General features: G+C 65.5%; 21 protein-coding genes. All 21 read right to left on the minus strand.

The window, feature by feature from the left end; genetic code table 11:
* Positions 1-106: 106 nt before the first annotated feature.
* On the minus strand, positions 107-2,662 hold the full coding sequence (locus AC50YM_RS02600; RefSeq protein WP_494955456.1) for a bifunctional lysylphosphatidylglycerol flippase/synthetase MprF: 2,556 nt from the start codon (positions 2,660-2,662) through the stop codon (positions 107-109).
* Entirely contained in the window at positions 2,659-4,122 is a 1,464-nt protein-coding gene (locus AC50YM_RS02605) for an alpha/beta hydrolase (RefSeq protein ID WP_494955457.1), read from the minus strand. The genes AC50YM_RS02600 and AC50YM_RS02605 overlap by 4 nt, the downstream gene beginning before the upstream one ends.
* 5 nt (positions 4,123-4,127) lie before the next feature.
* Positions 4,128-4,559, minus strand: a complete 432-nt coding sequence (locus AC50YM_RS02610) for a DUF2550 domain-containing protein (RefSeq protein ID WP_494955458.1) — start codon at positions 4,557-4,559, stop codon at positions 4,128-4,130.
* A gap of 10 nt (positions 4,560-4,569) precedes the next feature.
* The gene (locus AC50YM_RS02615; protein WP_024366377.1) at positions 4,570-4,854 is read right to left on the minus strand and encodes a F0F1 ATP synthase subunit epsilon; all 285 of its coding nucleotides are present in this window, start codon (positions 4,852-4,854) and stop codon (positions 4,570-4,572) included.
* Position 4,855: 1 nt separating this feature from the next.
* Entirely contained in the window at positions 4,856-6,310 is a 1,455-nt protein-coding gene (atpD, locus tag AC50YM_RS02620) for a F0F1 ATP synthase subunit beta (protein WP_494955459.1), read from the minus strand.
* A gap of 81 nt (positions 6,311-6,391) precedes the next feature.
* A complete protein-coding gene (locus tag AC50YM_RS02625) occupies positions 6,392-7,285 on the minus strand; it encodes a F0F1 ATP synthase subunit gamma (RefSeq protein WP_494955460.1) in 894 nt (297 codons plus the stop codon).
* Between the two features lie 76 nt (positions 7,286-7,361).
* Complete coding sequence (gene atpA / locus AC50YM_RS02630; RefSeq protein WP_494955632.1) at positions 7,362-8,999, minus strand: F0F1 ATP synthase subunit alpha; 1,638 nt, start codon at positions 8,997-8,999, stop codon at positions 7,362-7,364.
* Positions 9,000-9,082: 83 nt separating this feature from the next.
* On the minus strand, positions 9,083-9,910 hold the full coding sequence (locus AC50YM_RS02635; RefSeq protein ID WP_494955461.1) for a F0F1 ATP synthase subunit delta: 828 nt from the start codon (positions 9,908-9,910) through the stop codon (positions 9,083-9,085).
* Entirely contained in the window at positions 9,910-10,458 is a 549-nt protein-coding gene (locus AC50YM_RS02640) for a F0F1 ATP synthase subunit B (protein WP_494955462.1), read from the minus strand. The genes AC50YM_RS02635 and AC50YM_RS02640 overlap by 1 nt, the downstream gene beginning before the upstream one ends.
* Before the next feature lie 54 nt (positions 10,459-10,512).
* Positions 10,513-10,731, minus strand: a complete 219-nt coding sequence (atpE, locus tag AC50YM_RS02645; protein WP_003804776.1) for an ATP synthase F0 subunit C — start codon at positions 10,729-10,731, stop codon at positions 10,513-10,515.
* 79 nt (positions 10,732-10,810) lie between these two features.
* Positions 10,811-11,611 (minus strand): F0F1 ATP synthase subunit A, encoded by an 801-nt coding sequence (gene atpB, locus AC50YM_RS02650; RefSeq protein WP_494955463.1) that lies wholly within the window; start codon positions 11,609-11,611, stop codon positions 10,811-10,813.
* Between the two features lie 91 nt (positions 11,612-11,702).
* Positions 11,703-12,032 carry a hypothetical protein gene (locus tag AC50YM_RS02655; RefSeq protein ID WP_494955464.1) on the minus strand — a complete coding sequence of 110 codons (330 nt, stop codon included), beginning with the start codon at positions 12,030-12,032 and terminating at the stop codon, positions 11,703-11,705.
* Positions 12,025-12,510, minus strand: a complete 486-nt coding sequence (locus AC50YM_RS02660) for a Cg1360 family ATP-synthase-associated protein (RefSeq protein WP_494955465.1) — start codon at positions 12,508-12,510, stop codon at positions 12,025-12,027. Before AC50YM_RS02660 ends, AC50YM_RS02655 begins: the two co-directional genes overlap by 8 nt.
* 116 nt (positions 12,511-12,626) lie before the next feature.
* Complete coding sequence (locus AC50YM_RS02665) at positions 12,627-13,652, minus strand: MraY family glycosyltransferase (RefSeq protein WP_494955466.1); 1,026 nt, start codon at positions 13,650-13,652, stop codon at positions 12,627-12,629.
* Positions 13,649-15,523 carry a polysaccharide biosynthesis protein gene (locus tag AC50YM_RS02670; protein WP_494955467.1) on the minus strand — a complete coding sequence of 625 codons (1,875 nt, stop codon included), beginning with the start codon at positions 15,521-15,523 and terminating at the stop codon, positions 13,649-13,651. Before AC50YM_RS02670 ends, AC50YM_RS02665 begins: the two co-directional genes overlap by 4 nt.
* 171 nt (positions 15,524-15,694) lie before the next feature.
* Positions 15,695-16,651 carry a glycosyltransferase gene (locus AC50YM_RS02675; RefSeq protein WP_494955468.1) on the minus strand — a complete coding sequence of 319 codons (957 nt, stop codon included), beginning with the start codon at positions 16,649-16,651 and terminating at the stop codon, positions 15,695-15,697.
* A 6-nt stretch (positions 16,652-16,657) separates the two neighbouring features.
* Positions 16,658-17,566, minus strand: coding sequence for a glycosyltransferase (locus AC50YM_RS02680; protein WP_494955469.1), 909 nt, complete (start codon positions 17,564-17,566; stop codon positions 16,658-16,660).
* Between the two features lies 1 nt (position 17,567).
* Positions 17,568-18,404, minus strand: a complete 837-nt coding sequence (locus AC50YM_RS02685; RefSeq protein WP_494955470.1) for an L-threonylcarbamoyladenylate synthase — start codon at positions 18,402-18,404, stop codon at positions 17,568-17,570.
* A 36-nt stretch (positions 18,405-18,440) separates the two neighbouring features.
* On the minus strand, positions 18,441-19,313 hold the full coding sequence (gene prmC / locus AC50YM_RS02690) for a peptide chain release factor N(5)-glutamine methyltransferase (RefSeq protein ID WP_494955471.1): 873 nt from the start codon (positions 19,311-19,313) through the stop codon (positions 18,441-18,443).
* A gap of 12 nt (positions 19,314-19,325) precedes the next feature.
* Positions 19,326-20,399, minus strand: coding sequence for a peptide chain release factor 1 (gene prfA, locus AC50YM_RS02695; RefSeq protein WP_494955472.1), 1,074 nt, complete (start codon positions 20,397-20,399; stop codon positions 19,326-19,328).
* A 195-nt stretch (positions 20,400-20,594) separates the two neighbouring features.
* Entirely contained in the window at positions 20,595-22,772 is a 2,178-nt protein-coding gene (gene rho / locus AC50YM_RS02700) for a transcription termination factor Rho (RefSeq protein WP_494955473.1), read from the minus strand.
* Positions 22,773-22,890 lie beyond the last annotated feature (118 nt).

Consider the following 22,890-nt stretch of genomic DNA (forward strand, 5'->3'; position numbering starts at 1 on the left):
TGATGCCGGGGACCATCTTTGTTAAGTCCGCCCGGGCGGTTACCAGCGAGTCGTTGAAGCCCACCTGCGAAGGGGGCCCTTTAGGTCAGCGGTCGGCGGTCAGCGGTCAGCGTACGAGGGTCCGGAGCAGCCGCGCACTTTGCCGCACGGAGAGGCCCGGCAGATAGGCCCGGCTCAGCGCCCTGCCCATGGCAGGCAGCTGCAGCGGGTCCTGGTAGTAGAGGTACAGGGTCCGGTAGTCGGGCTTGAAGCGGGATTTGAAGCTTGCCAGCGAGCGGAACCCGTACACGGGCTCCAGCGCCTTCCCGACAACGTCGAGGATTCCTGCCAGCCCTTCGGATCCGGCCTCACCGCCGGCGACCCCTGCGGCTTCCGCCGTGTCCTTCGCCAGCGGCGAGCCCGACAGCGAGATGACCTCCACCGAGCTCCGCAGCTCCTGCACCGCGGAGGCGATCAGGAATTCCATGACGCCGGGGAAGGCGTCTCCGCGCCGGCGCATGAAGTCAAGCGTCCAGCTCACCAGACGCCCGTCCGCATACACGGGCAGCCAGCTCGTGACTCCCTGGACCTGGCCCTCGGCGTCCACGGCAAGGCAGCAGAGCACCTCCTCGTCCTGCAGCTCATCGATGCCACCGAGGGTGAAGCCCATCTCCGGGACCGACTTCTGCGCGGCCCACTCCTCCGAGACCTCACTCAGCTGGGCGCGCAGCGCAGGCGCGAAGTCGGCGTAGCGTCCCCACACCGCGCGCACGCCGCTCTTGCCGGCCCGGTTCAGGGCGGTCCGGACGTTCTGCCAGTCCTTGCCCTTGAACTCCAGGGAGCGCACGGCCAGCCTGGTTTCCTGCGCCACGGCGACGCGCCGGAATCCGCGTTGCTGCAGCATCGGCCACAGCTCGTCCGTGCAGGAATAGAAGGTTGGAATGAGGGCATGTTCGGCGCAGTACCGGATGAAGCCTGCCGCAGTCTCCTCGTGGAACTGGGCCGGTCCGAACGGCCCGGCCAGCGTCAGGGCGACATTGCCGTGCTGCTGGTAGGCCACTCCCCCGCGCCCGTCGGGCGCGAACCAATATTTGTTCGGCTCCCACAGCGCCATCCAGGACAGCGAATCGCCGCCCTCGCGGATCAGGCCGCGGGCAACGTCCCGGTCCCCGGCTCCGGCGTCGGTGAGGTGCAGCCGGCGCTGCAGGACCAGCCAGACGGCTGCCAGGGCGACCGTCCAGAAAATTATGCCGGAAGTGGCGAAAATAATCGCCTCGGCAGCGTTGCGGCCCAGGAAGATGCGGCTGTAGATCCCGGGGATGGGCAGCGGAAGGTACTGCCGGGAAAGCTCTGCGGCCAGACCCAGCAGACCGCCGTCGCGGTCCATGCCCCCGGCGGCGAACCAGACCGCGGTGTAGCCCGTGGCCAGCACGAGCCAGGTGCCGCCGACGGCGGCGGCCAGGGCACGCCGGGCGCGCGGGTTCGTTTCCACCCGGAAGTGCCGCCGGTAGGCCACCAGCAACACCACGAGCACCAGCGGAACCACCACGAGGGGCAGCACATGGACGAACCCCGATCCCATCACTCCGGTGCGCGGCCGGTTGGGGTACTGCGGGATCCTGGCGATCAGGGAAAGGTAGACGGCCGCCAGCGCCGTCACGGCGAGCTGCAGGGTAACCGCAATCCGGAGGGCGAGCCGGCGGCCGTGCCGCATGCCGTCCGCGCAGATCAGCAGCAGCACGACAGGGACCACCGCCAGCGCGAGACCCAGCGGTCCCGCGAAGCCGGCCCGGCCGGCCTCCAGACAGGCAACGTCGATGGTGCCCCCGCAGTTCTGTTCCAGCTGGTTGAGCGTGGGCAGCGGGTTCAGGACAACATCCCGCAACAGGGCCAGCGGCCCCGTGGGGGTCCTGACGGTCGCCGTCAGGATGGGTCCGACGGCGAAGATCGCCACGGTGAGGGCGAGCAGGTTGCGGGTTTCACGCCCGGTGGAGCGGTGCCGGTGCAGGGTGCCCTTGTCGCCCTGGATCCACCAGCCTGCCGACAGTCCCGCCAGCGCCCCGGCGAACCCGACAACAGTCTCCGGATGCCCCACATACAGCACCAGCATCAGGGACAGCGAGACCACGCCCGTGCGCAGCCGACGCTGCCACAGCGTGGGCAGCAGTCCGCTGGAGGCCAGCGAGACGGCCAGAACCGCGGCGTACGGGCCCATAAGCCCCGCGTCCACCATCCTGCTCAGCCAGCCATCATCGACGTGGCCGGCGACCTGCGTCAGCAGCATGAACAGTGTGACCGCTGCGAACTGGGCAGCAAAAAAGAACACAGCCGTGCGCCGCGTTCCCAGCACCCGCTCCGCGAGGCCCAGCAGGACCAGGATCAACAGCGCCGCCGTGGCGTACGCCAGCAGATTGGTGGCGAAGAACAGCGAGGTGAACAGCGACCACCAGCGCCCGGCCTTCAGCGCCGGGGCACTGACGGATGCGACGTCCAGCAGGGATTCCGGCGGCCCGGCGAGGAAGCTTCCGGTGGCCGCGCCGGTGATCAGGAAGGCCGCGAGGACCATGAGGGTGAAGGGGATGGCGCGCAGATGGCCCAGCGATTTCCGCAGGCCCACACGGCTCAGTCCGCGAAGGGAGCCGGGCCCGGGCCCCTGCTGCGGTGCAGTTGCTGTCCCGCTCACGGCGCTATACCCCAGCGGGACGCCAGGAACTCAAGCCCGGCGGGCAGCCCCCGGGAACCGGTCTCCCAGGAATGCCCGGCACCAGGCACCAGGCCCGCCTCGACGGTGAACCCGGCGGCGCGGGCGGCCGCGGACAGGACTTCAAGATTGGCGATGAACTCCGGGTCCCGCTCACCGGCTGCGAAGTAGATGCCATGCCCCTCAAAGCGGCGGTCCGTCATGAGCCGAAGCGGTGTCTGGCTCTCAAAGGCCTCGATGTCGCCGCCGAAGGAGGCCGCGATGGTCTTGTCCCGTTCCTTGGCGAGGGCGGGTTCCTGCTCGCTTGAAAACACCAGGGCGGAGCTGTAGATGTCCGGATGCCGGGTCGCCATCTGCATCGCGCAGGTCGCACCGAAAGAGAAGCCCCCGGCCGCCCATTGCCGGTGGTCCGGATCGACATCCAGCGTCCGGCTGATCCAGGCCGGCACATCCACGGCGAGGAAGGTATCAGCCCGCGCAATCCTGCTGTCCATGCAAAGCGTGTTGCCTGCGGTGGAGCCGTTCGGGTCAACCACCGCCACCACCGGAGCCACGCCGTGGTGCTCTGCCGCGAACCGGTCCATCCGGCTCCGCAGCGCCCCGCCAGTGAGCCAGTCGGCCGGAGCGCCGGGCTGTCCGGAGAAAAGGACCAGGACGGGAAGGGCCGGCCGGGGTGTGGCCAGGTAGGCGGGCGGGAGGTAGAGGTAGGCCTCCCGGCTGGCGAAACCGGAGCTGGTGCCTGGTATCACTGCACGCCGCAGCACGCCGGCCTCGGGCAGGCCGGGTGGCGGCTGCCAGCCGGACAGGCTGACGCCCGTGGTGGCTCCGGTGGCGCGTTTCAACCCGTCCTCCAGCGGCTGGATCCGGGCCACGGCGGTGCCCGTCAGATCGCTCACGGTGTGGTTGAGGCCGAAGTAGCCGTTGATCTGGACGGCGGAGAGCAGGACGACGCCGAGCACGGCGGCCGTGGCTGCCGCGGTCGTCCGGGCAGGGTGTCGGCCGGCCGCGGCAGCCGCCGTCGTCCGGGCGTGGTCGGGTCCGAAGGCGTGGTCGGGTCCGGGGGCGGCGTCGGGTCCGGTGACCGGCGGGCGGGCGCCTCGCCAGGTCCGCAACAGGAGCAATATCCACAGCAGCAGCGCCGCGACCGCGGCAAGCAGCCAGGCAAGCACCTCGCGCGGCAATTCGCCGGGGAAGACCGGGAAGACATAGATCATCAGCCACTGCGTCGCGGCGAGCAGCGCGGCGGCGGCCAGCACGGCGGTGGCGACGGGAAGATAGAAAACGAGCACACGGGGGGCTGCGTTGTCCGGGGCGTGATGGCGCCTCCCCTGCCGCAGGAAGTAGGGCAGGCGCAGGAAGTAGAGCAGGCCGGCCGTACCGGCAGCCCAGGCAAGCCACAGGACGGGGCCGTCGACGAGCCGCAGCTCTTCGATGAAGTCCACCGCGGTTAGCGCCAGGTGCCGACGCCAATGACGGGCCCGGCCTCAAGCCAGGATGACAACCCGGTGTAGGCGTCGAACCGCATTGCCAGCAGGACATCCTGCCCCTCGTAGCGGAGTTCAACGATCACGGCGTCGGGCTGGACCTTGACAAGCTCGGATTCGGTGGGCTTGCGGCGGCCGATCAGCTCAAGCGAGCTCCGCCGGAAGGTGTGCTTCGGCCGCATGCTTAGCGAGGCAAGGCGGAACCACTCCAGGTCGTTGTCCTGATAACGACAAACCCCCATCTGCCAGCTGTTTCCAGCCGTGCAAATGGAGGCGTCCACCGTGCCCAGGGCGCGCCGCAAATTGAAGCGGCGCACCCCGGAAAGGCACAGTGCAAATACCAGCAACGCAAATACCGTCGCCAGGACGATGAACGGAAAGACTGTATCGTTCATCAAGGTCGTGCTAGCGGATCCCCGCAGTAGCCGCATCGCCCATTTGGGCGTTGTCGGCGACAATAACGACCCGGTTGTTATCGACGGAGAAGAATCCGCCGTCGACAACTACAGCAATGCGGTCACCGGAGACCGGCTGGATTGCCAGCTCACCTTCGGCCAGAATCGCCAGCAGGGGCGAGTGGCCGGGCAGGATTCCGATTTCACCATCGCTGGTGCGGGCCTTGACCATCGTGGCCGCTCCGGACCACACGAAGTGGTCCGCTGCGACAATCTCAACCTCAAGCTCAGCCATATTACTTGGTCTGTTCCTGGATCTTGGCCCACTGGCGCTCGACATCATCCAGGCCGCCGACGTTGAAGAACGCCTGCTCTGCGATGTGGTCGAGTTCGCCGTCGCAGATCGCCGTGAAGCCTTCCACGGTGTCCTTGATGGACACGGTGGAGCCTTCGACGCCGGTGAACTGCTTGGCGGTGTAGGTGTTCTGGGAGAGGAACTGCTGGATGCGGCGTGCACGCGACACGACGATCTTGTCCTCTTCAGAAAGCTCATCAACGCCGAGGATGGCGATGATGTCCTGGAGTTCCTTGTTCTTCTGCAGGATCTGCTTGACGCGGACGGCCGTGTTGTAGTGGTCGTTGCCGATGTACTGCGGATCCAGGATGCGGGACGTCGACGTCAGCGGGTCAACGGCCGGGTACAGACCACGGGAAGCGATTTCACGGGAAAGTTCCGTGGTCGCGTCGAGGTGTGCGAAGGTCGTGGCCGGGGCCGGGTCGGTGTAGTCATCGGCGGGGACGTAGATGGCCTGCATCGAGGTGATCGAGTGGCCCTTGGTGGACGTGATGCGCTCCTGGAGGAGGCCCATCTCGTCAGCCAGGTTGGGCTGGTAGCCCACGGCCGACGGCATGCGGCCGAGGAGGGTGGAAACCTCGGAGCCTGCCTGGGTGAAGCGGAAGATGTTGTCGATGAAGAGCAGCACGTCCTGGTTCTGCACATCGCGGAAGTACTCCGCCATGGTCAGGGCGGACAGTGCCACGCGCAGACGCGTTCCCGGCGGCTCATCCATCTGGCCGAATACAAGGGCGGTGTCCTTGAGGACGCCCGCCTCTTCCATTTCAACCCAGAGGTCGTTGCCTTCACGGGTACGCTCGCCGACGCCGGCGAACACCGAGGTGCCGCCGAAGTTGCGGGCAACACGGGTGATCATTTCCTGGATCAGCACGGTCTTGCCGACACCGGCGCCACCGAACAGACCGATCTTGCCACCCTTGATGTACGGGGTGAGAAGGTCGATGACCTTGATGCCGGTTTCCATCATCTCGGTGGAACCTTCGAGCGTCGCGAAGGCCGGGGCCTTGCGGTGGATGGGCCAGCGCTCGGTGATCTCGAGTTCGGACTCGGTAACATCCAGCGGCTGCCCGAGGACGTTGAAGATGTGTCCCTTGACGACGTCGCCGACGGGCACGGAGATGGGGGCACCGGAGTCCACGACAGCGGTACCGCGGACAAGTCCGTCGGTCGCCTGCAGGGAGATGGCGCGAATGACGTTGTCGCCGAGGTGCAGGGCAACCTCGAACGTGATCGTCTTGGTCTCACCGTTGAGAGTAATCTCGGTGGTGAGTGCGTTGTAAATCGAGGGGATTGCGTCAGCCGGGAATTCGACGTCGACAACCGGGCCAATAACACGTGCAATACGGCCGGTAGCACCGGTCGTCGCGGCTACGTGTTCGGTAGCTGTGGCAGTCATCTCTCTCACTTCACTCAGTAGATGGCGTTGGGTTAAGTTTCAAACTTTGGTGCAGGTACAGCTGGATCCAAGTCCTGGTGGCTAGGACGCGTTCAACGCGTCGGCACCGGCCACGATTTCGGAAAGCTCCTGCGTAATTTCAGCCTGGCGGGCGGTATTGCGCAGACGCGTGAACTTCTTGATGAGATCCGTGGCATTGTCGCCGGCGGACTTCATTGCCCGCTGGCGGGCAGCAAGCTCCGAAGCAGCTGCCTGCAGCATTGCGGCGAAGATGCGTGATTCGATATAGCGCGGCAGCAGAGCATTAAGAACCTGCTCCGTTTCCGGTTCGAATTCGTAGAGCGGCAGGAGGTCCGATTCGGACGCCGCCTGCTCTTCGACAACTTCAAGCGGGAGAAGACGGACAACCGTCGGTTCCTGCGTGACCATGGACTTGAAGCGCGTGTAGACGACATGGATCTCGTCGACGCCGCCCTCTGCGTAGTCCGTGGCAAAGTCAGCCAGCAGTGCGTTGCCGATTTCCTGTGCGGTGGCAAACTCCGGTGCATCCGTGCCGCCGGTCCAGACGCGGCCGTAAGGACGGTTCCGGAAGTCGAAGTATGCCTGCGCCTTGCGGCCGACCAGGTACATCTTGACTTCCTTGCCCTCCTCGACGAGCAGCTCGTTGAGGCCTTCCGCCTGCTTGAGCACGCTCGCCGAGTACGAACCTGCGAGGCCACGGTCCGAGGTGATTACCAGGACGGCGGCCCGGCGGATCTGCTCCGGCTCGGTGGTCAGCGGGTGGTCGATTTCACTCTGGCTTGCGACAGCAGAAACGGCACGCGTGATGGCGTTTGCGTAAGGCAGTGAAGCTGCTACGCGTGCTCGGGCCTTGCCGATGCGCGAGGTAGCGATCAGTTCCATCGCCTTGAAGATCTTGCGCATCGACGTCGTCGAGCTGATCTTCTGGCGGTAGACCCGAATCTGGGCTCCCATACTTATCCTTTCCTAAGATCCCGGTGGCCGGGACTGCCGGGACCCGGTGAGGTCCCGGCAGTCCCTGCCAGCGAAACTAGCGCTTCTGCTTGACGATTTTTTCCTGGTCGACCTGTGCCTCGTCGATGGGGGCGTGCTCTTCGTGCCCCGCACCAACCAGCAGGCTGTCCCCTTCGCCGAAGAAGCCCTTCTTGAAGTCCACGATCGCGGTCTTCAAGGCTTCTGCAGTGTCATCGCTCATGACGTTGGTCTGGGCCAGCGTCGTGAGGATGGAGGACTTGTGCTTCAGGTGCTCCAGGAACTCGGTCTCGAAGCGGTTGATGTCCTCAACCGGAACCTCGTCGAGGTACCCGTTGGTGCCGGCCCAGATGGAGACGACCTGGTTCTCAACCGGGAACGGTGAGTACTGGCCCTGCTTGAGCAGCTCCATCAGTCGGGCACCACGGGTCAGCTGCTGGCGCGATGCGGCGTCGAGGTCCGACGCGAACATTGCGAACGCCTGCATGTCGCGGTACTGGGCCAGTTCCAGCTTCAAAGTACCGGAGACCTTCTTCATGGACTTGACCTGGGCGGCGCCACCCACGCGGGAAACGGAGACACCCACGTCGACGGCCGGACGCTGGTTCGCGTTGAAGAGGTCCGACTGCAGGAAGATCTGGCCATCGGTAATGGAGATCACGTTGGTCGGAATGTAGGCCGAGACGTCGTTTGCCTTGGTCTCGATGAGCGGCAGGCCGGTCATCGAACCTGCACCGAGCTCGTCGGAGAGCTTGGCACAACGCTCCAGCAGACGGGAGTGCAGGTAGAAAACGTCGCCGGGGTAGGCTTCGCGTCCCGGCGGGCGGCGGAGCAGCAGCGATACCGCACGGTAAGCCTCTGCCTGCTTGGAGAGGTCATCGAACACGATGAGGACGTGCTTGCCGCCGTACATCCAGTGCTGGCCAATGGCCGAACCGGCGTACGGTGCGAGGTACTTGAAGCCAGCGGGGTCGGACGCGGGGGAAGCCACGATGGTCGTGTATTCCAGTGCGCCGTTGTCCTCGAGCGTCTGGCGGACCGCCGCGATCGTGGATGCCTTCTGGCCGATGGCTACGTAGATGCAGCGCACCTGCTTGTTGACATCGCCGGAAGCCCAGTTGGCCTTCTGGTTGATGATCGTGTCGATCGCGATGGCCGACTTGCCGGTCTGACGGTCACCGATGATCAGCTGACGCTGGCCGCGGCCGATCGGGATCATGGCGTCGATAGCCTTGAGGCCCGTCTGCATCGGTTCGTGGACCGACTTACGCTGGGTCACGCCGGGCGCCTGGAGTTCCAGGGCCCGGGTGGTTTCGGCCTTGATCTCGCCGAGGTCATCGATGGGCTCGCCCAACGGGTCGACAACGCGGCCGAGGAAGGCGTCGCCCACCGGTACGGACAGAACCTGTCCGGTGCGGTGTACTTCCTGGCCTTCTTCGATTCCGGTGAAGTCACCGAGGATGATGACGCCGATTTCGCGGACGTCGAGGTTCTGGGCCAGGCCCAGAGTGCCGTCTTCGAAGCGAAGCAGCTCGTTCGCCATGACCGAGGGAAGGCCCTCAACACGGGCGATGCCGTCACCTGCGGTTGTTACACGGCCGACCTCTACGCGCTCGGCGTTTCCGGGTTCGTAGGACGCCGCGAACTCGTTCAACGCATTACGGACGTCGTCGGCGTTGATGGTCAATTCGGCCATCTGCAGTCCCTGCTCTCCTGTTTTCGTGATCATCGTTGCTCACGATGACCGGGGTTTCGTTTCGTTTAGTTGTGCTGGTCCGGCTAGCCGGCAAGCTGACGGTGAAGCTGGCCCAGGCGGGCGAGGACCGAAGCGTCAACCACTTCGTCACCAACCTGGATCCGGATGCCACCGATCAGTGCCGGGTCAACGTTCATGTTGATCTTGAGCTCGCGCCCGTAAAGGGCATTGAGCCCCGCTTGCAGGCGGCTGGTCTGTGTTTCCGTCAGCGCACGGGTGACGCTGACCGTTGCAATCCAGCGCTGCTGGCGCTTGGCTGCCAGTTCGGCGAAACGACGGACCAGCTTGGTCACCTTGAGGCCGCGGGGCTGCGAAACAGCCTGTCCGATGAGGACTTTCGCTTCCTCGCTGGCGCCGGGTACAAGCTTTTCGGCGAAGACAACCTTCGCAGCCGGGCTCGCCTGCGGTTCGGATACAGCACGCTGCACCTCGTGGTTGGACTCAACGACCTGGTTGAAGGAGAACAGATCATTCTCCAGCGCTTCCAGCCCGGAGATTCCTGAGGCAGAGACGGCAGACTTGTTCTCAGCAACGGCGATGACCACCGAAGCAGCAAGAGTCTCGAGGGCATCGCCGATATCCCGAGCAGCAGCCCAGCGTGAGCCGGCCAGTCCGCTCGTGACGTCCACAGCGTCCGCGGAAACTTTACCGCCGAAGAGCTGCTTGATCAGCGCCGACTTTTCGTCAGCACTGCGGGACGGATCGGTCAGGGCACGGCGCAAGCCAGCTGAGCTGTCCACCGTTCCCAGGATTCCGAAGAGTTCCTTGGCCAACTGCAGCGATGCAAAAGGAAGCTTGGCCTCCAGTGCCACCAGTGCCGCGGTCAGCGATTCGCTCGATACACCTGCCATTACTTGGCTGCACCTGCGTTCTGGTTCTCCAGATCTGCCAGGAAGCGGTCGACAACACGTGCCGAACGAGCGTCATCGTCGAGCGACTCGCCCACAATGCGTCCTGCCAGCGTCGTAGCCAGGGTGCCAACCTCCGCGCGGAGCGACACAACGGCCGCCTGGCGCTCGGACTGGATGGCCGCGTGGGCCTGGGCCGTGATGCGGGCAGACTCTGCAGCTGCCTTTTCCTTCAAATCCGCAAGGATCTGAGCGCCTTCAGCACGTGCTTCCTCGCGGATGCGGTTGCCTTCGGCACGGGCATCAGTGAGCTGCTGCTTGTACTCTTCGAGTGCGGCGGAAGCCTCTGCCTGGGCCTTTTCAGCCTTGGCAATGCCGCCTTCAATGGCCTCGGCACGCTCAGCGAAGGTCTTCTCGAACATCGGGACAACAAACTTGACCACGATGAACATGAGGACAGCGAAGCCGGCGAGAACGACGCCCATTTCCCAGACATTGGGAACCAGAGGGTTAACGCCCTCTGCGGCGGCTGAGATGATCAGCTGATTCATAATTCACCCGTCCTTATCTACTCGGTTCTGGATGTTCGCTCGGGTTCTGAAGGTTTACTTGAGAACGAACGCGAAGACCAGGCCGAGGATGGCGAGGGCTTCAGTCAGTGCAAGGCCAAGGAATGCGATCGGCTGGAGAACCCGCTGGGCTTCCGGCTGGCGTGCGACGCCGTTGATGTAAGCAGCGAACACGAGACCTACACCGATACCACCACCGATGGCCGAGAGGCCGTATCCGATGAGGTTGAGGGAGCCGTTGATGGAGCCTTCCATTTTTCTTCCTTTCAAGATGCCACCTGTGTGGCAGGTTGTTTGGGTTGCTTCATCCCCCGGAGGGGAAGTTTGTGGGTGCCTAGTGGCTGTCCGCGTGCAGGGCGCCTTCGATGTAGATGGCTGCCAGCAGGGTGAACACGTAGGCCTGCAGCGCCATGATCAGCGCTTCCAGCATGTACATCGCAATCGCACCGACCAGCACGAGGACCGACGTTCCCTTGAGCAGGATGTTCTCCTGCATCACGAGGTACTCGATGCCCGAACCGGCGATCATCACGATCAGGTGGCCGGCCAGCATGGTCGCGAACAGACGGAGGCTGTGCGTGACGGGGCGGACCAGAAAGTTGGAGATGATCTCAATCGGGATGATCAGCGGAAGGATGTAGATCGGTACGCCGGAGGGAACGGTGGCCAGCTTGAAGTACCTCAGGCCGTTCTTCTTGACGCCGATGGCGATCCAGGTGATGTACACGATTCCGGCGAGCACGTAGGCGCCGCCGACGTGCGAGAAGCTCGGGAGCTGGATCACCGGGATGGCGCCGTAGATGTTGTTCACCAGGATGAAGAAGAACAGGCTGAACAGCAGCGGGACGTACTTCATGAAGTCTTTGCCGCCGATGATGTCCTTGGCAATGCCGTTGCGGACGAAGCCGTAGGCGGCCTCGCCGGCGAACTGCAGTTTGCCGGGAACAAGCTGCCCCTTGCGGGCAGCTAGCAGAAAGAATGTGGCGATAATAACGACCGAAAGGATTACCAGCAGCATCTGCTTGGAGAATCCGTCGACCGCCCCCCACGGCAGGATTGCCGGCAGGTGCATTTCTTCAATTCCAGGAGGCGTAAAGGGTCCTGAATCTTGGGCCGGGAGCGCAAGCGCGATCAACGCGTTTCCTCTCTGCAGTGTCCATCATTGGGCGTTGGTCGGGGAAGGTCGACGTTGCTGTCAGACTTTCCCCATGTGAAATTATTTGGCATTACTGATCCTCGTCCTGGGACGGGCCACGTGCAGGATTGTCCGCGCCAGCCGAATTATCCAAACTGGTGAGACCGTGCATATGAGAAAGATAGAACCCTCCAGCGGCTCCCAGAAGGGCGCCTGCGAGTACAATCCAGCGGGTTCCCCACAGATTATCCAGACCCCACCCTATCAAACTCCAGACCAGGATCCCGCCAACAATGTAGCTGAAGACGGCGATGCCGGCGTTGTATCCGCCGTCGCGTCCGTTGTCCGAAACACCGGGGGCGCCGGCAGTGGTTTTGCGGGTGGGGGGCTTGTTCTCGTCTCGCGCTTTGCGGCTAAACATCGGTGCCGCCTTCCGGGGTCTCGGGGTCGTTGTAGAGCTGGAGCCGTGCCTTGCTGAAACCGTAAATCTCGGCGGCCTGCCACAGCACCACTGTCACGACGGCGCCTGCCAGGAACCAGCTTCCGTTCAGCCAGTCGGGGCTGCCGATCACGAACAGCACCACGGCGAAGCCGACGACTTTGATGAAGTAGGTGCCCGCAAACAGGCCAATGGCTCCGGACGAGTGGTTGCGGCCGCCGAAATGGCCGACCAGGAGGCTGATTGCAAAGAACGCGATCACCAGGGCGCCGCCGAAAAGTGCCGACAGCGCGGCCGCCGTCCCGTCCAGCAGGAGCGCCGCCAGGCTCGTGATGAGCAGGGCGCCGCCGCCGACGGCCGAACTGGTGGCCAGCAGGCGCAGCCACAAGGATTTTGTGGGACCTGAGACACCAACGTCTCCGGCGCCGGACGTTGGTCCGGGTTCGGCGTTGGAGGTCATGGAATCCCAATCGTCGAGGGTGTGGCTGGTGGCAGTGGCGCGGCGAAGGACCGCACATGAATTCTACACGAGATAGAACATGGCGGCGTCCGGGTGGACATGGCGCCGCCTTCGGCCTAGGACACCGGTACCCGGGTGACCTTCCGGCGCCGCCGGAAATGCCGGATCAGGTCTGGCGACGCCAGATAGAGCGCCAGGACGGCAAGACTTCCGGCGACACAAAGCACCACGACGGGCAGCGCTGCTGTGGCGGCGATGAAGCTCAGCACCGTGACCGCAGCCGTGCACACTGCGACCGTGGCGGACGACTGCAGGTGCGAAAAGCCGACGTCGGTCAGCCGCTGGTAGACGTGCTCGCGGTGGGACGCGTACCACCGTTCGCCCGCGGTGATCCTGCGCAGCAGGGTATAGCCGGTGTCGGCCACGTAGACCAGGATCGGCGCCAGGACGTATTCCACATAAACCCCGCTGAAGAAACCTGCCACTGCCAGGGCCGCCACCGAGGCGCCCAGCAGGTAGCTGCCGACGTCGCCCAGGAAGACGGAGCCCCGGGACAGGTTCCAGGGCAGGAAGCCCAGGAAGGCCATGGCCAGCACTGCGCCCCCTGCGGCGAGCCAGGGTTGTTCGGACAGCTGCCCGGCCACGGCATAGGCCGCACCCGCGAGGACTCCGTGGAAACTGGAAATTCCGTTGACACCGTCCATGAAGTTGGCGATGTTGATGTAGGCGGCAATGGCCAGCGCAGCCAGCGGCAGCCACCAGAAGGACTGGCCGGTGAGGGAGATCAGCGCGGCAGAACCGGCGGCACCGATCCCCAACTGGGCCGCGGCGCGTCCACGGATGGAAAGGCCACGGAGGTCTTCGATCCAACCAACCGCAGCGCTTGCCGCGATGATCGCCAGGACCACCAGGAAAACTGACCGGTCCACCGTCACTGCCCCCAGGATGACGGCGGCCGCGTAGCCAACCGCGGTGGCCAGGAACACGGCCACCCCCATGCCACGGATCGTGATCCGGCCGTGCGATGACCGGGCCGACGGAACGTCCACAACGCCCATCCTGACCAGCCACGGCTTGACCGCGAACGGAAGCAGGACGCTCGCCAGCAGGGTGATCGCGGCAGCGAGCAGGACGGGCATCATGACGCCACCCTCATGTTGTCGCCCGGTTCGTCGGCTTCCTCGTCGGGGATCAACGCGATGTCGATGCCCTGCTCGGCCTCGCAGCGGGCCAGCCAGACGTCGACGTCCAGCCCGGCCGGATCCTGTTCGTGGGCCCTGGTATGCGAAATCTTGGGATGCAGGGGGCGCTCGTCCAGCTCGCCGGTGCCGACGAGTTCCTCGTGGAGCTTCTCGCCGGGCCGGAGGCCGGTGTAGACGATCTCAACCTTCTTGCCGGACATCGCGATCATGCGCTGGGCGACATCCAAGATCCTGACCGGCTCCCCCATGTCAAGGATCATGACTTCGCCGCCGCGTCCGATCGCGCCGGCCTGGATGACCAGCTGGCAGGCCTCCGGGATCGTCATAAAGAACCGGGTGACTTCGGGATCTGTGACGGTCACGGGTCCGCCGACCCGGATCTGTTCAGTAAAAAGCGGCAGCATCGAGCCGCGGCTGCCCATGACATTGCCGAACCGGACGGACACGAATTTGCGGCCGGTCTGGCCGGCCATCCAGGCGGCCAGCTTTTCGGCGACCCGCTTCGAATGGCCAAGCGCCGTCGTCGGGTTCGCTGCCTTGTCGGTGGAGATATTCACAAAATGTGACACACCGGCGCGCTCGGCCGCCCGGAGCACGTTCAGGGTGCCCAGAACGTTCGTTTTCCAGGCCTCGATTGGATACTGCTGCAGCAGCGGCGCGTGTTTGAGGGCAGCGGCGTGGAACACCACCTCGGGGCGGCGGTCCGCGAAGATTTCCTGGAGGGCTGCCCCGTCGCGGATGCTGGCCAGGACCGTGTCCCGGCCGGCGAGCAGTCCGCGGCCGGTGATGGAGATCTGGGTGTGCTGCAGCCCTGTTTCGTCATGGTCAAGCATGATCAGTTCGGCCGGTGAAAACTGGACGATCTGCCGGCACAGCTCGGAGCCGATGGAGCCCCCGGCTCCGGTGACGAGGACCCGCTTGCCCTTGATATAGCCCGCAATCTCGTCGACCTTAATATCGACCGGCCGTCGCCCGATCAGGTCCTCGACCGCCACATCGCGGAAATCGGAGAAACCCTCGGGGGCGCCGCGGCCGAGCATGTCCCGCAGCGGGGGAAGGACCAGCACCCTGACATTCATGCCGGCGACGGCATCTGAAATCCGCCGGACGACGGAAGCCTCGACATTGGCGAAGGCCAGCACCAGCACGGTGGCGCGGGTGCGGCGGATGATGGCCGGCAGATCGTCGCCGCGGCCCAGGACCTGGACGCCGGTGAGGCGCAGGTGCTTCTTGGTGGGATCGTCGTCAATCAGCCCGACCGGGAAATACGGCGAATCGGCGTCCTGCAGCATACGCGTCAGCAGGGAGTTCCCGAGGAAGCCTGCACCGTAGATCAGGGTGTTTTGGGCGCCATCGCTGGGACGGTTCTTGCCCTCGACATAGAGCCTCTTGACGTAGCGGGCGGCTCCCATAAAGAGGCACGCGAACGGGAAGGCAATGAGTCCGACGCTGCGGCCGATCCCGATGGCCTCATAGAGCACCAGCAGGCTCAGTGTGATGGAGGCCGCCACGATGACGGTGACGAAGACGAGGGCCTTGGCTTCCTGGAAGCTGCCGAAGGGATACCGGCCGCGGTACAGCGCCAGCGCATAGCCGGCGACGGCCTGCACCACGATGGCAACGGCCATGATGGTCATGGCACTGACGAGCTGTTCTTCCCGGATGCCCATTTCGTAGCGCAACAGCAGGGCAAGGACGATCGCCACGACCCACGACATCGAGTCGAGCAAAAGCTGGATCCAGATCCAGAGCGGGGGCTTTTTCTCGTCCAGTGCTGCGGCGGGTTCGCGCGCTTCAGATTTTGTAGTCAACAGAGATTGCAACCGACTTCCACTACCACGGCGGCCATGCGCCTGTTTCAAAAATTACCCGGCGTACGCTGTCGGACAGTACACGGGTCTCCCACGATACTAATCGCTGTCGCGCCGGAAACCGGGTCCGTGCCGGCCGGACGGGGATGGTTACGCGTCCCGGAGCCTGCGTCAGGCCGGTTCCGGTCCCGCCGCAGGGGGTACCGGCGGCATCGGCTGCCAGCTCCGGTCGGCGAGGATGACGCGCGATTCGCGCCAGCCCTGCCACAGCGCACCGGCGCCCTTCAGGCTGCGTTCTACCAGCACCAGTCGCGCAATTTCCTTCAAATACGTCAAGGCCGTCCCGGCGCCGAAACCGAGCCGGTTGTATTTGCCGTACCCCCGCAGGTAGTGCGCCACGTGGCCCCTGTTCCGCATCACGTAGCGCCGGCTCAGGTCCGAAGAATCGTTGAGGTGGCGCAGGCCCAGATCCACCTGGCGCTGGGCCCGGACTTTTTTGATGACAAAGGCGTTCACATAGACCACCGGCGTCTGCTGCGCCGCGAGCCAGCCGTAGATGAGGTCATCCCAGGTAATGAAGAACCGCGGGTCCGGCAGCCCGATGCTCCGGGCCAGGGGCGCCTTGATCAGCATCCCCTCGAAATTCCCCACGTTGGTGCGGAAAACATCGGAGTTGCGGAAGACATCACCCGAGACGGGCAGGAAGACGCCGAGCGCCTCGACGAAATGGTGCTGCCAGAAGAAGGGCTTCCCTGCCGCATCGTAGCGGCGGCCGATCATGCAGGAGTAGTCGGGGGTGAACCTGTCCAGCGCCTCGACGGCCCCCGGGAGCACCTCGACGTCGTCGTCCATCAGCCACAGCCAGTCGGCACCGGCCGCGAGGGCCAGCTCGACGCCGCGGGAGAAGCCGCCGGAGCCGCCCGCGTTCGCGGGCAGCCGCTCATACTGGATCGGCAGCTCCCCGGCGGCCATGGCGCGGGCGACAACCTCGCCGGTGTGGTCGCTGCTGGCGTTGTCCACCACCAGGATCCGGTCCGGCCGGGTTGTCAGGCGGCTGAAGGAGTCGAGCAGGTTCTCCAGGAAGTCGGCACGGTTGTAGGTGACGACGACGGCAAACAGGTTCTTCACGCCGGCCTAGCTGTTGCTGGACATCAGTTGGGCGGGTGAGCCGAAGCCCTTTCCGCGGAAACCCATCGAATAGGCGCGGAACCAGTGTGCGAGGCCCTTGAGGTCGCCGGTCTTCAGGAAGTAGTACGGGAACCCCACGATGTCCGCCCCGAACCAGCGCAGGTTGCGGTACTTCCGGGTGAGGTAGCCGCGGTTGCGGAAGTAGCAGTACCGCTTGAAGTCGCCCTCCGGAATGACCGGGGTGATGAAGCCGCCGAAGACGGGCTTCATTTCGGTCCAGGTGGCCGGGTGCTGGACGGCGACGGTGGCCAGCGTGCCGTACTTGAGGCCGGCCTTCTTGACCCGGGACAGGAAGTCGACCTCATCGCCGCGGATAAAGAACTTCACGTCGGGGATGCCGATCTTGTAGAAGACCTCCGTGCGGATCAGGGCGCCGTTGAAGAAGTGCACCATGTCCGGAAGGTAGCCCATCGGGGCCAGCCGGGAGCGGTCGTTGGTCAACAGTCCGTTGATCCGGAAGTTGAACGAGAGCCGGTTGGGGTCGGCCGTGGCGGCGACGAGCGGGCTCACGATATCGAGCTGGTGCTCCTCGGCGGTCCTGAGCAGCTCGGCGAGGCAGCTCGCGTCCTCGGGGTGGCCGTCATCGTCCATCATCCAGATCCACTCCGCGCCGCTGGCCATGGCAGCCAAAATCGCGTAGGCGAATCCCCCGGCGCCGCCGAGGTTGGCCTCGGAGCGCAGGTAGTTGATGTTGTCCCCGCCGGCGTTCACGACGTCGGTCGCCGGGACGGTGCCGGAGTCCACGAGAGCGATGGAGTGGATGGGGGCGGTCTGTTCGGCCAAACCCTTGAGCAGAAGGGTGAGTTCCTCGTGGCGGTCGAAGGTTACTGCCGCGACGGCGACTTTAGGCTGCATGTCAGTTCCTCGGGAGATCGTCGGCTGCGGTATCGCCGCTGCTGGCAGTGGTGCTGACAGTGTCGGCTGCGTCGGCAGTGTCAGGGTCGGTGTCGGCGCTGTCAGGGTCAGCGTCAGTGTCGGCTGCGGTTTTTTCGGGCTTTTCGGGTGTCGCGGGCGTTTCGACGGCGGACGGTTCCTCGCCGACGCCAAGCAGTTCCGGGACGACCTCGCGGAGCCGCGCCAGGCTGATGGCGCCCTGCCGGACCACGCGCAGCGGGAGAGCGGTGGCATCAACGATGGTGGACGGCAGCGCGTCGGCTCCCTCGGCCGGGCGCGGCCCGCCTTCAAGGTAAACCTCCACGGACTCCGCCAGCTGGGCCTCGGCCTCGGCGGCGGTCTGTGCCGCCGCCTGGCCGGTGCGGTTCGCCGAGGAGACCGCCAGCGGCCCGGTCAGCGTCAGGAGGTCCTGGGCGACGTCGTCCGCCGGGATCCGCAAGGCGACGGTGCCCTTGGTTTCGCCGAGATCCCAGTCAAGGGACGGCTGGGCGTGCAGAATGAGGGTCAGTCCGCCGGGCCAGAACGCCTCGGCGAGGCGGCGGGCCTCGGCCGGAACGTCGGTGGCGAGACCGTCGAGGGCGTTGAGCCGGGGAATCAGGACAGGCGGCGGCATCCTGCGGCTGCGGCCCTTCGAGGCCAGCAGCAGGGTCACTGCGAGCGGGGAAAACGCATCGGCGGCGATCCCGTACACGGTGTCCGTCGGGAAGACGACGCACTTGTGCTCCCGGATGGCCCGCTGGGCGTGTTCGAGTCCTGCAGCGCGTTGCTCGGCTGCCGTGCAATCGTAGCTAGTCGTCACTGGCCTATTCTTTCATCACGTTGGGCGTTGCCCCGGTCACCGCGGGCCGGCCGGGTCGGCGAGGACGGCACTGGTGGCCCGGTCCTTGCCGTTGAGATCCTGATGCGTAGCCACCGCGGTCCAGAGCCCGGAGCGCTCCAGCAGCGCGGCAATCGCGCCGGCCTGGACTTCGGCGTGTTCCATCACGAAGTAGCCGCCGGGCAACAGCAGCCTGGCTGCGGAGGCAGCGGCCGCCGTCGGGAGTTCCATGCCGTCCGCTCCCCCGCCGTACAGCGCCTCGGGCGGATCGTGCAGCGCCACCTCGGGTTCGGTGGGAACCGCTTCGGCGGGAATATAGGGGGGATTGGAGACCACGACGTCGAACGTCCCGTTCTGCCCGACGAGGGCATCGCGCAGGTCACCGCGGATCAGCCGGACACCGAGGGGCAGCAGGTTCCTGGCAGCCCAGGCGTGGGCGAACTCGCTGAACTCGACGGCATACACCTCGGCGCCGGGAACCTCATGCGCGATCGAACCGGCGATGGCCCCGGAACCGGTGCCAAGATCCACGACCTTGGGATGCGCCATGCCCTGCAGCCGGTCAATCACCAGCTGCACCACGGATTCGGTTTCCGGCCGGGGAATGAATACTCCCGGCCCGACTGCCAGCTCCAGGTAGCGGAAATGCGCGACGCCGGTGATGTGCTGCAGTGGTATACGCTCGGCCCGCTCGGCAACGAGATCCCGGTAGCCGCCCGGGGCGGGGGTGTCGCCGAGCATCAGGGCACGCAGCCGGCCGAGCCCCACGCCCAGCAGGTGCTCGGCGAGGAGTTCGGCGTCGTTCCGTGGACTCGGGACGCCCGCGGCGGCCAGGACGGCGGTGGCCTCGCGGACGGCGTCCGCGAGGCTTTGCCCGGTTCCTTCTGTCATCACAATCCGGGATCAGTCGCCGATGGCGTCGAGTCGGGCCTGTTCGTCCATCTCGATGGCCGACTGGATCACCGGTTCCAGGTCGCCGTTCATGACCTGGTCCAGGTTGTAGGCCTTGTAGCCGGTCCGGTGGTCCGCGATCCTGTTTTCCGGGTAGTTGTAGGTCCGGATCCGCTCCGAGCGGTCCATGGTGCGGATCTGCGACTTGCGCTGCGCCGAGTTCTCGGCGTCGATCTGCTCCTGCTGGTGCGCGAGGATGCGGGCGCGCAGGACGCGCATGCCGGCCTCGCGGTTCTGCAGCTGCGACTTCTCGTTCTGCATGGCCACCACGATTCCGGTGGGGAGGTGGGTGATCCGGACTGCGGAGTCGGTGGTGTTCACGGACTGGCCGCCGGGGCCGGAGGAACGGTAGACGTCGATTTTAAGATCGTTCTGGCTGATCTCCAGTTCTTCGGGCTCATCCACTTCCGGCAGCACCAGCACGCCGGCGGCCGAGGTGTGGATGCGGCCCTGGGACTCCGTCACGGGAACGCGCTGCACACGGTGCACGCCGCCTTCGAACTTGAGCCGCGCGTACACGCCTTCCGCCGGATCGTTGGAGTTGCCCTTGATCGCGACCTGGACGTCCTTGTAGCCGCCCAGGTCCGATTCGTTGGCCGAAATCATCTCGGTCTTCCAGCCGCGGGATTCCGCGTACCGGGTGTACATCCGGAGCAGGTCGGCCGCGAACAGCGCGGCCTCGTCGCCGCCCTCGCCGCCCTTGACTTCCAGGATCACGTTGCGGGCATCGTCCGGGTCGCGCGGGATCAGGAGCCGGCGCAGCTTGGCCGCTGCCGTTTCCAGCGCCGCCTCCAGCTCGGGCACTTCGGCGGCGAACTCGGGGTCCTCCCCCGCCATTTCCCGGGCCGCCGCAAGGTCATCCTGGATGGCGTGCCAGGCGTGGTACGCCTCGACAATGCCGTTCAGCTGGGCCGAGCGCCGCCCCAGCTTCCGGGCAATCTTCTGGTCAGCATAAACAGCAGGATCCCCAAGCTGCGCCTGGATGGCATCGTGCTCATCCAACAGGCCCTGTACGGACTCAAACATTTTCCAAACCCTCTTTCGACTCTCTCAAGTCTAGTTACTGCAACGCGGGGTCACTTACGGCCCATTCCAGCGGCCCTGATGGGCTCAAGGTGACCCCGCGTTGCGTGTGCAGCGGAGGGGACCGGTTAACGCAGGAACCGCCCGGGGAATTGGCGGCCCGGGAAGGGCCGCCAATTTCCGAGCGGTTACGCGTCGCTACTTGTCGTTATCGGACTTCGCACCAAGCGTGGTCTTCTGTACCTGCATGAGGAACTCGACGTTGCTCTGGGTCTCCCGGATCTTGTTGGTCAGCAGCTCAAGGCTCTGCTGCGTTTCGAGTCCGGAAAGGACACGGCGCAGCTTCCACATGATCTTGACTTCCTCGGGGGACAGCAGGTTTTCCTCGCGGCGGGTACCGGACGCGTTGACGTCCACGGCCGGGAAGATGCGCTTGTCCGCGAGCTGGCGGGACAGGCGCAGTTCCATGTTGCCGGTGCCCTTGAACTCTTCGAAGATGACCTCGTCCATCTTGGAGCCGGTCTCGACGAGCGCGGTGGCCAGGATGGTGAGCGAGCCTCCGTTTTCGATGTTGCGGGCTGCACCGAAGAAGCGCTTCGGCGGGTACAGCGCGGCGGAGTCGACACCACCGGAGAGGATACGGCCGGACGCCGGTGCCGCCAGGTTGTAGGCACGGCCCAGGCGGGTCATCGAGTCCAGCAGGACCACAACGTCCATGCCCATTTCCACGAGGCGCTTGGCACGCTCGATGGAGAGTTCGGCCACGGTCGTGTGGTCATCGGCGGGACGGTCGAAGGTGGAGGCGATGACCTCACCCTTGACGGTGCGCTGCATGTCCGTGACTTCTTCGGGGCGTTCGTCAACGAGCACCATCATGAGGTGGACCTCAGGATTGTTGATCGTGATGGCGTTGGCGATGGACTGCAGGATGAGCGTCTTGCCGGCCTTCGGCGGCGAAACGATCAGGCCGCGCTGGCCCTTGCCGATCGGGGCAACCAGGTCGATGACGCGGGGGCCGATCTTCTTGGGGTCCGTCTCGAGGCGCAGGCGCTCGGAGGGGTACAGCGGGACGAGCTTCGCGAACTCGACGCGGTCCTTGAGTTCCTCGGGGGTCTTGCCGTTGACCGAGGTGACGCGGACCAGGGCGTTGAACTTCTGCCGGGCGGTCTGCTGCTGGTTCGCCTGCTGGGACTCGCCTTCACGCGGTGCACGGATGGCACCGACGACGGCGTCGCCCTTGCGCAGGTTGTACTTCTTGACCTGGGCGAGGGACACGTAGACGTCGTTCGGGCCCGGCAGGTAGCCGGAGGTGCGGATGAACGCGTAGTTCTCCAGCACGTCCAGGATGCCGGCGACGGGCAGCAGGACGTCGTCCTCGGTGACCTCGACGTCGTCGACGTCCGGTCCCTGGACGCGTCCGCGACGGCGGTCGTTACGGTCGTTGCGGTCACGGAAGCGGTCGTTGCGCGAGGTGTTGTCGCGGCTGTCCTGGCCGCCGGAGCGCTCGGGACGGTCATTGCGGTCGCGCCGGTTGCGGCGGTTCCGGCGGCTGCCGCCGTCGCTGTCATCTGTGTCGCGGGTGTTGTCGCGGCTCGGAGCGTTGTCGCGGCTGGGAGCGTTGTCGCGGTTGCCTGCAGCCTCGTCGCGGCCGCCACGGGCGCGGGTGTTCTCCCGGCGCTGGCCGTCTTCGCTGCCCTGCTCGGCCTGGCGCTGCTCGGTGCGCTGTTCGGAACGCTGTTCCGTGCGCTCGGCCTGGCGCTGTTCGCCGGAGGCCTGTTCGGCCGGGGCCTCAGCGGCCGGTGCTGCACCCTGGCCGGCGGTCTGCTCGGCAGCTTCGCCGCGGCGGCGGTTGCGGGTCCGCGGCTGGCGGGTGCGGTCGCTGCCTTCCGTGCCGGCAGAGCCGGCCGGGGAAGTGCCGTTCTCGGCCGAAGCCACGGGAGCCTCCACGGCGGGAGCGGCTGCGGCCGGAGCTTCGGCGGCGGGGGTCGTGATGACACCGTCGCTGCCGGCGCGGCGGCTGCGGCCACGGCCACGGGCACGGGGGTTTTCCTGGGCCGGGGCTTCGGGCTCGGCGGCGGCAGGCAGGGCTGCCGGAGCGGCGGAGTGGGCGACGGTCCCATTGTCGGTCGCCTTTTCCGCAGCACGGGCCGGGGCCTTGCTCACGGGAGTACCGGCGCGGTGAGCGGAGATGGCAGTGACCAGATCGCCCTTCCGCATCCGGGAACCGCCGGAAATCCCCAGCTGGCTGGCAAGAGCCTGGAGCTGGGCGAGCTTGAGGCCGGCAAGGCCACTGCTCTTGGCGGGTGCAGCCGTTGACGATCCGGCAGCAGAAGATGATGTTTCCACAGCTGAAGACAGCTCAGTGGTTTCGGTCACGAAGGATCCTTCCCCCTCGACGGCGTCCAGACTAGGAGCTGGACGCGATGATTTGATCTGGGCTGCAGTTCAGATCTGCAGCCGGGATTTCGGCCTTGCCGGATGGATATTGGCCAGC

Source organism: Pseudarthrobacter sp. RHLT1-30-1, from assembly GCF_059383415.1.